General features: G+C 30.8%; 9 protein-coding genes and 2 pseudogenes. 1 reads left to right on the top strand and 10 read right to left on the bottom strand.

The window, feature by feature from the left end:
* Window positions 1–147: 147 nt before the first annotated feature.
* From JJC03_RS14700 to JJC03_RS14675, 6 genes are all read right to left on the bottom strand, one after another.
* The gene (locus JJC03_RS14700; RefSeq protein WP_235873558.1) at window positions 148–1,098 is read right to left on the bottom strand and encodes an endonuclease V; all 951 of its coding nucleotides are present in this window, start codon (window positions 1,096–1,098) and stop codon (window positions 148–150) included.
* The gene (locus tag JJC03_RS14695; protein ID WP_235873557.1) at window positions 1,034–1,435 is read right to left on the bottom strand and encodes a hypothetical protein; all 402 of its coding nucleotides are present in this window, start codon (window positions 1,433–1,435) and stop codon (window positions 1,034–1,036) included. Before JJC03_RS14695 ends, JJC03_RS14700 begins: the two co-directional genes overlap by 65 nt.
* 3 nt (window positions 1,436–1,438) lie before the next feature.
* A complete protein-coding gene (locus JJC03_RS14690) occupies window positions 1,439–6,322 on the bottom strand; it encodes a hypothetical protein (RefSeq protein WP_235873556.1) in 4,884 nt (1,627 codons plus the stop codon).
* 41 nt (window positions 6,323–6,363) lie between these two features.
* On the bottom strand, window positions 6,364–7,380 hold the full coding sequence (locus JJC03_RS14685) for a hypothetical protein (RefSeq protein ID WP_235873555.1): 1,017 nt from the start codon (window positions 7,378–7,380) through the stop codon (window positions 6,364–6,366).
* Window positions 7,381–7,449: 69 nt separating this feature from the next.
* Complete coding sequence (locus JJC03_RS14680; protein ID WP_165624426.1) at window positions 7,450–7,626, bottom strand: hypothetical protein; 177 nt, start codon at window positions 7,624–7,626, stop codon at window positions 7,450–7,452.
* Between the two features lie 45 nt (window positions 7,627–7,671).
* Window positions 7,672–8,061: an acyl-CoA thioesterase gene (locus JJC03_RS14675; RefSeq protein WP_088401352.1), complete on the bottom strand. Its 390-nt coding sequence runs from the start codon at window positions 8,059–8,061 to the stop codon at window positions 7,672–7,674.
* A 265-nt stretch (window positions 8,062–8,326) separates the two neighbouring features.
* Here JJC03_RS14675 and JJC03_RS14670 point away from each other — a divergent pair.
* Window positions 8,327–8,720, top strand: a pseudogene (locus JJC03_RS14670) (glyoxalase).
* 84 nt (window positions 8,721–8,804) lie between these two features.
* Here the strand turns inward: JJC03_RS14670 and JJC03_RS14665 are convergent.
* From JJC03_RS14665 to JJC03_RS18955, 4 genes and pseudogenes are all read right to left on the bottom strand, one after another.
* Window positions 8,805–10,199: a tetratricopeptide repeat protein gene (locus JJC03_RS14665; RefSeq protein ID WP_235873529.1), complete on the bottom strand. Its 1,395-nt coding sequence runs from the start codon at window positions 10,197–10,199 to the stop codon at window positions 8,805–8,807.
* A gap of 94 nt (window positions 10,200–10,293) precedes the next feature.
* Window positions 10,294–11,500, bottom strand: a pseudogene (locus JJC03_RS14660) (aspartate aminotransferase family protein).
* 167 nt (window positions 11,501–11,667) lie between these two features.
* Window positions 11,668–12,255, bottom strand: a complete 588-nt coding sequence (locus JJC03_RS18960; protein ID WP_309597676.1) for a hypothetical protein — start codon at window positions 12,253–12,255, stop codon at window positions 11,668–11,670.
* Entirely contained in the window at window positions 12,252–13,184 is a 933-nt protein-coding gene (locus JJC03_RS18955) for an OstA-like protein (RefSeq protein ID WP_309597675.1), read from the bottom strand. The genes JJC03_RS18960 and JJC03_RS18955 overlap by 4 nt, the downstream gene beginning before the upstream one ends.
* Window positions 13,185–13,260 lie beyond the last annotated feature (76 nt).

Below are 13,260 nucleotides of genomic sequence, written 5' to 3'. Positions count from 1 at the left end.
AGAATATTAAAAAAATATTAGATGCAAACTTACAAGAAGAGTTTTTACTGTTTTTAACAGAGAAATGCCATTTATAAATACCTATAAATTTTCATCTCAAATTTAACATTTTTTTATTTGTTTTTATCATAGAATGAGGGAATGACGTTAGTACAATTTAATGATACCATATTCATTAGGTTCATCGTTCATAAAATCAATCCTGAATTGTTTAGGTAGATTTTCCCTTCCAATTTCAATAGCTATTTCTAATACCAAAGGAAGTCTTGTTGTTTTAGTTGTTTTTAATACCCAATCTACACTTGTTTCTAAAGAAATTTTATGTCCTAAAGAAACATAGACTGGGCTTAAATTTTCTTTTGTACGAAGGGCTTTACCAACAACAATCGCATCAAATATTAATTCTAAATAATCTCCTCTATTATAGCCCAATTCTTCTTTTTTACAATATCCAACTAATCTCTTTTTAGCACAACCAATAGTTGGTATATCAAGTTGAATACCTAAAAAAGTAGCCAAGCCCATATTTTTTGGATGTTCAATACCATGTCCATCACAAAAAACAAGCTGGGGTTTTATAGATAATTTTTCAAAAGCTTTAATTGTCCACACTGTTTCATTAAACCCAAAAATATCAGGTATGTGCATATTAATCTTATCCTCAGTATAAACTGCCTGATCCACAATTTCTTGACTATCTACATTCATTACGGTTACAACCGCTACTATTTTTTGGGTTATGTCATGATAAGCTACACTTACCCCTCCGATAAATTGTATGGCTGTTGGCAGTTGATCCTCATTTATGGCTTTCCCAATTTGTTCTTCTTGCCAAACAAATTTTTCCATAAAAGTATCAGGAACAGTTTTACCTAAATATTTTTGCATATCTTGACTAACTAAATACGCATTCATAACTTTAGTATATTTAACTTTATCAATTGACATATCTATAAAAGTATTCAAACTATATAAGTCATATTGAACTTCAAAATATTCATCTAGGATATTTTGATTCTCATTTAATATATTTTCATAATTCAAATCTTCTCTTGAAAAAAAAAACAATAAGGCTAGCATTAATAGATTTCGCTCCATTTTTACAATTAAAATCATCAATAAAAAAATCATTTTGATAGCTCAAACTATAAATAGAAATATTACAATCTATGTTACTAAATGCAAAAAAAAACCTTTCTTCTCCATATATATATATATGAATAGTTCTAGATACTTGATTATCATTTGAATGATTACTAAAATAAATTCCATGAGGTATTCCACCGCAAAAAAATTTTCTTCCATAATATCCTATTTCATTTGAAAAGGTCTCTTTAATTCCTGAAAAGAATTCATTACTATTTTTCAAAAGCTTTTTATCTACATCATCAATTAAAAATTTTTCAAATTCTTCTTGAGGGTATAATCTCTCCATAATCTATTCATTTTTAATAAAGTTGACACCTTGTGTAATGTAAAAACAATGTGGACAAGTACTCATATGTTGATGATCATCAGAATTTTCAAAATTTTTAGCCTTAATTTTAACTATTATCATAATATTCAAAGCTTGAATATCCTGAACACTATTAATAGTTTTTCCTTTTATAAGTTCATTTAATATTTGAACTTCAGTATGAATTCCTGGTCTTTGAGCTACATTTATTTTTCTTTTAGTTATGCGACCTCCATATAATTTTTCGAATAAATTACCATCATTACCATCAGAACAATCTTTTCTTATAAAGTCCATATAATCGAGATGTTTTTTTAAGAATGGATGTAATGTGTTGATATAATTTTCATAAGCTACTTCATTATTCTCAATTAAATCACCATTAAAAAACTTTCTATTATATCTTAAAATTATATTTCCTGAAGGTAAATTTCCGACTCCAACAATTTTTGCATCAAAATCATTTTTAATCATACCTGAAGGAGGAATTATACTATCGTTTGAATGAATTAAAGGATGAAATATGTGGTCTATCGTATTAGCTAATTCTGCCTCTCTAGCGCCCATACTTCTAATTGCTTCAACATTTGTTAACCAAGAAATATGATTTTTTCCATGATATGGTTTCACTATTTTAAAATAATCTCCATTATCTTTCCAATAATCAACTAAATAGACTTTTGATTTTAAAATGGCCATTCCTCCTTCAGAAATTCCCTCAAAATCATCCACAAAAACTTTTTGTTTAGCAGTAGTAAGAGCGAGTACTTTATTTAAAACAGCTATATCAATACCTTTTGCACATAGTTTATGCACTGCAGTTGAGTTTTGAGTATTAGAAGCAAGTTGTTCAAGTTTTTTACACAACTCACTTTCTTTTGTATTACCAATTTTATCAGGACAAAATGTGCATTTAGGATTAATATTATTATTAGCTGGATCTTTATCCTCACTATATTCATAGATATGATAGCCATCTACTGCCGCCTTAACAAAATTAATCTTAATCTGATTATTAATTAGAGTAGCTAAAATATTATCTTGTCCTACATTGAGAATTATAAATTTTCCATCTACTGCTTGAGCAGTAGGTGATGTTCTAATACTTACTACACTCTGATTATCAAATGCTTTTACAATTTCATCAGATTTTGACGTTATAGTACTCTTTATGGCATCAGTTATTTGTTCTGTTTTTCCTGAAAGGTTTAAGACCGTTTCAATTTTATTTGCATTATTTGATAATTGTAAAATATTATCTGTGGCATTAACATTTAAGTTCAAAGTAAGAACAGTGGCTAAAAAAGTTTTTTTGAACCCTGTGTTTATTTTAGAAATGTAATTACTAAATGTTTTTCCTCTGTTTAGTAAATTTAAGTCAGTAGGAGCATTTTTAAATATATTTCGCAACTGATTGAGTCGTTCTCCAAAAACAGAATTCTGAAAGGTATTAGCTCCACTAATAGCAGTTTCGAAAGCATTATAACTTTTTGCAAAATTGTTAAGTTTTAAAATATTATAGCCTGTAACTGCAAGGTTAGTAACTGCTCCTGCTCCATCAATCATACTATAAGTAGTATAGGTAGTGTCCCAAGCTTTATAAAAACTACTTTGTTTAAAACTAGGATCAGCACTAGCTACAGATGTCATGTAGGCATCAATAGAGCCAACTGCAGTACCAACTGTTGAAATCGTGGCAAGTACTCCTGCTAATGACGTTCCTCCTGAAAATGGTGTAGCTAAAACACCTGTAGTAATCATTATTGCATTTCCAAACTGTCTCAAATTTTCTTCTTTACTTTCTTCTTGTAAAACAGCTTGATAAGCAAATGCAGCAATTGCTGGCATCACTATCTCTTTTTTGACTTGTAAACCAAATTGATTTTCTATACCACAAATAATAGTTACAGGTTCAAAAGGATCATAAGTTTCATTATAATTAAAATATTTGTATAGACTTGCCGTTGATGGTGGATTATTAGGGTCATAAATTTTAGGAGATAAATCCGTCATCATATATTGATTATAAAAACGAAGCCTACTATTCTCTAAAAATTCTAACTTAGTATCTTGAATATTAATCTCACTCGAATTATCTATTTGCAACGTAATATCTTTATTTCCTTTACCTAATATATAAGGTTGCATTCCTGGATAATAATTAGAAATAGCTGGTTGATTATCAAATTTAAAGGCTTGTTTAACGGTTAGTGGAACATTTAATTGATCATAGTATTTTATTACCCATTTACTAACTTCTAAATAAATCTCGGCTACTTGATTCATTTCGACATCATTTCCAAAACCTGCGGTAGAGCTTCCAAAATCGTATAACTTCCTGATCCATTCAAAATTGTTCTCTCTGATTTTTTTCAAAAGATTTAATTGTTGATTTTCAGGAGTGTATTTGATCAAATCTTTGATGAAAAAATAATCGCATCCTGTGTTTTCACACATGCTGATCTCTAAGTCACTGTCATCAGTCGCCTCGTTGAAATATTTAGATAATATTTTAAACCTCAAAGACTCTTCCATTTTTTGTATTGAACACAGAGTGATATTAGCTTTAAAAATAGGTTCTAAATCTTTGATTTTATTATTTGGTTTGTTAACCGATTCAGCTATGTTTAATAATTGCTTTTGAATAACTACTTCATCCGCAATGTTACATGACACATTACTATCATCTTTAGCCAATGTCCATCCCGCAAGGGATTGATTAAGCTTACTATTATCTAAAGGATTACATTCTAAAGGTAATGAGGCATTTAATTTTGATGCTAAGAAATCAGCTAAAACTTTATTCGTATTATAATCTACAGGCAATTTAGATTTACTCAAAAATAATTTTCTAGCTGGACAATCTATTAAATTAAGAAAAAATAATATTTCTGGATCATCTGCTTTAGTTTCCACACAAAAAACAGGCTCAGTATTTGCTATTTTAACAAATACTTTTTTGTCTGAATTCCAACTTAAACTAGAAGTGTTCACATAACGATCTTTATCCCAATAATAAAATCTTTTTGTGGATATTAGTTCTTTCTCTTTCTCAATTACAACAAAACCAGGTACAGTACCTGTAGGTATATTTTTGTCCTTTGGTTCTAGAACTATAGACGATTGCTCTATATTAACAATTTTGAAATTAGGAGTCATTACACATTTTGAGAACTCCCCCTTCGTACTTCCATCCAACACATACACCCCAAACTTAGGATGGCTAATGCGCTGCCAGTGTACATACGGTAGTTTAGTACCTGCGGTATAATCCATTAACCAAGGGGTATTACTATTTTTATTACCTGTAGCATACTGTTCCCATGGGTGTTCTAGCTCGAATACGCCGTGCCCCAGTTCGTGTGCCATAACGGAGGTTATATTACTATTCGGTTTTGTTTCTTGGGCAGCTGTATCTGTAAATACGAATCCAAACTGGGAATGACGTGGCATAAAACCAGCTATAGGTCGGCTTGGGGTAATCCCCTTGGTTACAAAAATGTAAAATTCGTCTTTTTGTGGTTTATTATCTTTTGTATAACTTTTTACAAATGCATCTTGATCTTCTGATAGCTTTTCTAAAAGGGCATCTTTACCACATTCAAGAGTGTTTTTAGTTACGGTATATTCCTTTGCTTTGGTCACTTTAAAGGAAACCGCAGCATCTTTATAAAGTGCGTTTAATTGGGTTTCTATGTCTTCGGGTATAGCCGCTCCGTTTACGGGTATTAGGGTTAGGTTAACGGTAGGTAACTGTTTTATGGGGATAATTTTACTTGCTCCTATGAGTTTGTTTTTACCATTAGCTTCTGTGCTTTTTATGATAGCCATGAGTTCTACAACAGTGGAAGAGTCAAAAACAGGTACTTCTAGGGTGACTCTGGTTTTGTTACCTTCGGGTTGTGGCGTTCCTACTGTTTTGGCTTGTACCCCGTTGCTATTAAAAACAATATCGCTAACTTTTATCTTACTGTCGTTAATTTCAATTAGTGCATCGATAAAATCGGTACTCTTGCTTCCTTTGCCATCATTTACGATTCCTTTGTGATAAAACGCGTATGATGTATTACCATCATTTAGTTTTTTGTATAATTTTTGTATGGTATCATGGGCATTTGCGGGTGCGGTATCGTCGGCAAATTTACTTTGGCTGGAACGCATAAAATAAACCCGTGCTCTCGTAGATGAAAATGAAGTGACAGTACCGTTAGAAGCTACTCCTTCGGTATTAGAAGCATTAGGCACAAATCCTGCTCCTTCGGCTAGTTGGGTTACTTGTCCTTTTTCTGGGTCTACTGTATAGGTGTTTCCTTTAACATCTTTTATTATTACCAGTTCTCCTGGGTCATGCTCAAAGGTTTTGATTTGTCCATCAGGGCTAGTTATGGTAATAGCATTAGCTGTTACGGTTATATTTTTAGGATCTTCGATTAGAAAATCAACTGAAAAATTATGCTCTTCTACATCAGGGGAGAAACCATCAAAAACATTTTCTATTTGATCATAAATTGTTCCGACATCCAGAATGTTTTTCCATTGAGGATCGTAAAGTGCTTTGATTTCTCCTTTTATTAATTTAAAGTCGGTATTTAATACGATATCTTTAAATTCAACGCCTATTTTAACTGAAGAAAGGTAAGGAACGGTGGTATAGCCTTTTCCTGTGTAGGTACCGGTACCGGTTACTTCGGTTAGTTTTATGGCAAAATCACCTGCCATTATTACTTGATCATTAGGCAGTTCTTTGGTAAAGTTTGTTTGATTGGTTAGATTGATTTGGGGTTGAATTCCACAATTTATTGCAGCAGTATTGGTGGTAGGTTGCTTGAAGCTGGATGGGTTACTATACATGGTAACTCCTGCCATACAAATACCGCCTACTCTAAAATCATAGGTAGCTCCTGGTTCTAGATCGTATAGGGTGGCTTCTTGGTTATAGTGTGCTGTTTGAAACCATTGGGGGCTTCCTTTTTTCTGTATTCAACTACGTAATCTAAATGTTTGGGGTCGTATTGCCAGGTTATCTTGGCTTGGGTGGCATTAGCAGAAGTCGCTAAAACGAATTTAGGGTACTCACAATCCCCTGGATATAGAAAATCAAATATCTCGCTATTACCGTTATTATTAAAAACGGCTTTGTCTCCAAAGCCTGGTTGTGAAAGGGCTTGTACACGCCAAGCGTATTTTTTGCCTTCTATAAGTTGTGGTAATGATGGATCATAATGTAAAACCGTATTAGTAGTTTGGGTGGAATATAACGGCTGTCCGATTAAAAAGGCTTGATTGGAGGGCGTTTGTGTATTTAATAGCTCTACTAATTCGAATTTATATTCTATATTGGTCGCATTGATATGACGCGGTGTCCAAGAAAAAATAATATTTTGAGGATTCTGAAATTGAACAATTTCATGATTGGTTGGACGATTTAGAAAAGGGGGTTCGTTGTAAATGAAATAGTAGAAAGTACATGATTTTTTTGAAATTTTCTGATTGGTTATAAAATCAAATACTTCCGCACAAAAGTTATAGCTCCCTTGGGGTAAAACTTCACTATAGCTCTGAGGGCTTATTCCTTGCAGGTTTTCTAAACGAAAGTAGGGTTCTAAATCAAGGTTGGTCAGGTTTAGGGTTTCGCCACCATTTAAAAATAAAGGCATAGCACCGTTTACCACCGGAGTGGATTGGGCTTTTATTCCATTACCTTCTATATATATTTTTAGTTTTACTTGTCGATTCACCACATTTAAATCAGCAGTAAATAAATTTAATAAGTATTTTGGACTGGTAGCTGTTCCATAAGCGGAAATGGTAGATGGATAAGGTGGTACCACGCTACTATTAAGCTGCACTGGATATACTTGGGCTAAAGACAATACACTTACTAGGAGTGCTATCAGATTTAAATAGGATTGTCTAATTTTCATTTTGTATCTTTTCTTAAGAGAACTTTGTCTTTTTTTGAGGTTTATCTTGTATTTTCTAAATTTATATCTCTATTCTTTTTCTATTTTTTTCTTATAAGCTTTTAAATAGTTATTTAAAAAAATAAATTGAAATTCGTTTGTCTGTCTTGATTTTTCAACTTTCTTAAGAAACTGTTCATAATAGAGCTTTTTATTTGTACGTGCTAATTCAGCTAATAAATCCTCAAATCTTGAACTTTCTAACATATTGCGTAGATTTATTTGTGATAGTATGAAATAGTCTTTTTTACTTTAAACATTTTTTTCGTCTAAAGCTAAATCAGACTGCTTTTTACCGTGATTAGCTGGTTGACCGAAACTATCTAAATTAACCATTGTAATAGAATCTACTGTAATAATAGTAGCTTTTGTCATAATATTTTTTACTTCACATTTCATTGTTATAGATGTTTTTCCAAACTTAACAATATCTAAACCTATTTCTATAATATCACCTTGTCTGGCAGAGCTCATAAAGTTGATTTCAGACATAAACTTCGTAACTATTTTATTATTTTTCAAAATAACAATTGAATAGAGTGCAGCCTCGTCATCTATCCATGATAATAATTTTCCTCCAAAAAGAGTTCCATTTGCATTTAAATCTTCTGGTCTAACCCATTTGTGTGTCTTATATCTCATGATTAATTTTAAATAAAAGTAAATTTAAATATTTTCAAATAATTTAAAATTAATTCTAACTATTTATTGATATTAGGTCATTTTTCTTGTAAAAATATTGGGTTAAGAATAATCTACATATGATGTAAATCAACTTTTAATTTTAATATTCTAGTATTTATAAAAATAGTTATCAATGACAATTTACAATAAATTAACTAATAACTTTTGAAAGGATTTTCTAAATTATAAAGGATTTTTTACTAAATTTAATAAAAAAGTAAAGATGGAAACTCGTGACAAACAACTTCTTATTTTAAGAGGTGACATCATAGGAAACATAAATATTCAGTCTTCTTCGGAAGAAATATTTCAGAATACTACCCTCCGTCCTATATTAAGGTTACAGAACGATTTATTTATTCAAGCTTTTATTAATTATGCGGTAAAACAAAAAAATGTTTTTTTACACTTTCTACTGAAAAAAATCAAGTTACATTGAAAATGTGATTCACAAAGATATTAAGTTTAGAAATTCTTTGAAAGGAATGATAATTGGTTTATTTACAGTTGATGAATATACGGAATATATTAAAAACTCATCTCAACTAAACAAGAGAATGATGAATTTACTAATCGAACGATTAAAAAGTAATATTCAATTATTAATAGTAGTTTAGTAGAATTTTATTGTAACTATTTTTAAAATTTTACATAAAACAAATTTTTAAAAAGGGGATCCAAAAATTTGGATCCCCTCTTTATTATTTGTTAAATTTAATTATTGTTTCTTGTACTATTTGTAATTCAAATACAGTAGGAAATAGTTCTTCTAATATACTTATCATTTTGAGATTGTGATGTAAAGCATTTGTTAAATGATAAAGACCTTTGGTTAGGTTATTAGTTGTATAGTATAAGCCTGCTAATCGATATTCTATTTCATAATGATCAGAAAATAGGGTATTAGCTTTTACTAGGGTTTCGATAGCGGCTTGGTACTCACCAATAAATAATTGAGTGTCGGCCCAAAATAAAATAGTATCTAATTCTGTATCACCTAATTCTACTGCTTTTTTGTATCCTTCTTGTGCTTCTTCAAATAATGATAGTTCTTTATTTATGGCTGCATAACGTTTCCAATAGAAAGGGTTTTCTGCATCTATACTAAGGGCTTTATTAGCATAATAAAGTGCTTTTTGGTAGTTTTCTTGTCGGATATAAAAATCTGTTATAGCAATCCATCCTTTATCTAGAAGGGGGTCTTCATGAACAGTTTGATTATAATAATTTAATGCTTCTGTATTATTTCCTAATTTTTCAAAACATTTACCTATTCGTAATAAAGCATAAGAGGTAGGATCTTCTAATCGAATGGTTTCTTGATAATTCCAAATAGCTTCTTCATAGCGTGCTAAACGCTCTAATGCTTTGGCTTTTTCCATGAAGGCTCCCATGAATTGATCGTCAATAACTGTTGCATAGTCAAAGGCTATGTAGGCATCTTGATATTGTTGTATGGTAAAGTTTAATCTACCTAATTGATGCCAAGCTATTTCGCTATAAGGATTTACTTCTATATAGTTTTTTAGGAATGAAATGGCTTCTTGGTATTGTTCTAAAAATTCAAAACAGTAAATAACATTATACAGTCCTGATTGTTCTTGGGGTTCTTCTTCTAGACAAGCAATAAAATGTTTTTTTGCTAATTCTAGTTCATCCATAAATAAATACTCCATCCCTAAGAGGTTATGAACATCAGCATAGTCATCTGTATATTGTAGGGCTGTTTTTAGAAATTCAACGGCTTGTTTATGATCATCTCTTTTAGAGCAAATATTTGCTTTTTGTATGAAGACTTCTTCATTTGTGGGTTCAATAGCATATAGATCATTGAGTAGCTTTTCAGCCTGTTCAAGTTTGTCTTCAAATATTAACATTTCAACTTGAACTAACTTTAATCCAAATGATTTAGGGTGTTGTTCTAGTCCTAATTTTAATGCTTTTTTAGCTAAACTAGGTTTACCAATATCCATATAATGGAGGATAATATCCTCAAACTCTTCTGAATCAAAAAACAAAACCTTATTGGTTTTTAACATTGATTCAAATTTTGATAAGGATAAACTATAATCTTCTTCATCGTGACTCAAATGCATACTCCTAAGTTTTATTATCCTTACTAAAAGTAGTAAAGTTACGTTTATAATTAGTTGGAAAATCTTTTGTTTTAAACAATTTAATTAATAAAATTTAGACTTCTTTAATGTTCTTTTTTGTACAATCTATCTCATTCATAGCATCAATAATAATGCCACAGCCTTCTATTATTTCTTCATCTGATAAGGTTAAAGGAGGCGTTACGCGTATTGCACTTCCTTCAAATAATAACCAAAAAAGAATTAACCCTTTTTCTTGGCATTTAAAAATAACTTGATTTGTAATTTCTGGGCTATCTGTCATAATAGCTAACATTAATCCTTCACCTCGTACCTCTTTTATTAGTGGATGGACCAACAATTTACGAAATAATTGTTCTTTTTCCAAACATTGAAGCATTAAATTACTTTCTACTAATTCTTTTAGGGTAGCTAAACTAGCTGCTGCTATTACAGGATGTCCTCCAAAAGTTGTAATATGTCCTAATTTTGGATTTTCAGTTAACAAATCCATATGTTTTTCATTAGCTGTAAAAGCTCCAACGGGCATTCCTCCTCCCATTCCCTTCCCCATAATTACAATATCAGGAATAATATTGTAATTCATGAAGCCAAATAATTTACCTGTACGCCCAAAACCGGGTTGAATTTCATCTAAAATCATAAGTGCTCCTACCTCATCACAACGTTTACGCACTTTTTTTTAAAAAATCATTTTGAGGTTGAATAAATCCAGCACCTCCTTGAATTGTCTCTAATATGATACCAGCTGTATGTGTGGTAATTTTTTGTAAATCTTCTTCATTATTAAATGTTATAAAATCTACATCTGGAATAAGTGGTCTAAAAGCTTGTTTTCGTTCTTCAAATCCCATAACACTCATTGATCCCATTGTATTTCCATGATAAGCATTATAACATGAAATTAACTGACTACGCCCTGTTACTCTTCTGGCTAATTTTAAAGCTCCTTCTGTTGCTTCTGTCCCTGAGTTTACTAAATATGTTTTGTTTAACTCAGAAGGCATATTTTCTGCAAGTAGTTTACAAAATTCTATGGCAGGATCTTGTGCGTACTCGCCATAAACCATAACATGTGCATATTTATCCATTTGGTCTATAACAGCTTGTTTAACACGTGGATGCTGATGTCCTAATGTACAGGCTGAAACTCCAGCTACAAAATCAAGGTATTTTTTTCCTTTTGTGTCATATATGTAAGAACCTATTGCATGAGATACTTCCATTCCTAATGGGTAAGGTGAAGTTTGTGCTTGGTATTTATAAAAATCTTTTAACATGTATTATAATCTAAATGTTCTAAAATAAGTTTTAAAAAATAAAAGAGTAATAGATCTATTCAAAACTTTTTTATTTTTTAGAACTCAATTTAACTTTTTCTTTCTTCTGTTTGATTTTGTTATGCCTATCAAATTCTAATGTTTCTTTACTAGGTGCTAATGGTAAATTAGGCTCTTGTGCTTTTTTTTTGAACTTCTGCTTTGGCTTTAGAATCTAGTTCTAATTCTTCTTTTGGAAAAATATCTTCTAATTTTAAAATTTGTTCCTCTTCTCTCCAAACAAAACCTTTTAATTTTCGAGCGTTTTCAGGTAGTTCGTCTTCCGGATAAATTTCACCATCAGGATTTGTGAAGAATGTAACACTTTCTATAGTGTTTCCTTCTCCCATTAACATATTAATTTTGCTACTTACAGTTTTATTTATACCTATTAGTTCTTGTTTATCATTTCGCATGTAGTAAATAACTTCTGTATTTTTAATTAAGTCAACTTCTTTCAATTTATTATTTATAAATTTACCGTATAAGTTAACACCTTTTACTTGATTAAATCCATTACCAATAGTGTCCTTTGAAATGATAAAAGCATTATTAAATACTTTTAAAGAGTCTACTTTTTTAGCAATTGTATCTGATATAATATGTATAAGGTCACCTGTAAGCTGTCTTTTTCCATTCCAAAATATAGGTTTTCCTATCATTTGTGTAAGTCCTTTCTTTTCATTAAAATGAATAGAATCACACTTACCGCTCATATCTTTTTAAAAAAACGAGCATTATTATACCCTCTAATGATACGATTTTTAGTTTTTCCTGTTACTACAATACGTTTTGCATGAAACCAAACTGAATCTTTTTCAAATAAACCTGAAACTAATGCTTTTTTAGTAATATACATAGAATCTTTTTTCTTATATACCTCAGCATAATGTCCTCTAATTATAGTTTTGTTAATGGTATCTGTTACTTTTACATTATTACGAGCACGTGCAAAATCATTTTTCCGATCATAATAAAGATCTTCTCCTTCAATTATTCGATCTCTATATTTTATTTTTGATCCTCGTTGTAACTTTCCTTCATCTTTTTTGGTATCGTAAAAACCTTTAGTAGTATAGATTGTATTATTAGCAGACGCTATAGTTGATGGGCCAAAAACATAAGCATGACCAGAATTAGTATAGTAATCAAGATGATTGGTACGAATCGTGTGGGTAGGATTATTTACTGTAACAGCTGTTTTAAACTCAAACTTTTTTTCGTTTAAATGATAACGTCCTGATTTACTAGTTAATGTGTTTTCAGCATCACGAATTGTTCCATAAGTATTATAATAAGCCTGCTGGGATTTACGATCAAAATTAATAGTATCAGTAGTTACAGTCATTTTAGGGTCTGTCATTACGACATTCCCTGTAGCGAAAGCAAACTTAGTATTTCCGTTATATTCTGCATAACGACTAGACATAGTAAGTGTGTCTCCTTGCACTAAATTAACATTCCCAAATGCTTTTACATAATTCTGTTTAGTAAAATGATATGCTTTATTACAAGACATACGCACTCCTTGGTGTAAAATACGTACATTGCCTGTAAAAACAATTGCCCCTGGTATTTCTGTTTCGGATTTATCTAAAAAATCAGCTCCTTCAATTATAATTTGTTTACCCGTTTCAACTGGCAAAGTTTCTATTGGACTAGTTATTTGAGCTGTTGTAATTTGAATACTTAAAAAGTAATTACTATAAGTATTTTGGATA

It is taken from the genome of Flavobacterium oreochromis (assembly GCF_019565455.1).
GTDB classification, from domain to species: Bacteria; Bacteroidota; Bacteroidia; order Flavobacteriales; family Flavobacteriaceae; genus Flavobacterium; species Flavobacterium oreochromis.
The sequence above is the reverse complement of the archived record's forward strand: the minus strand, read 5'-3'. Positions and strand labels throughout refer to the sequence as shown.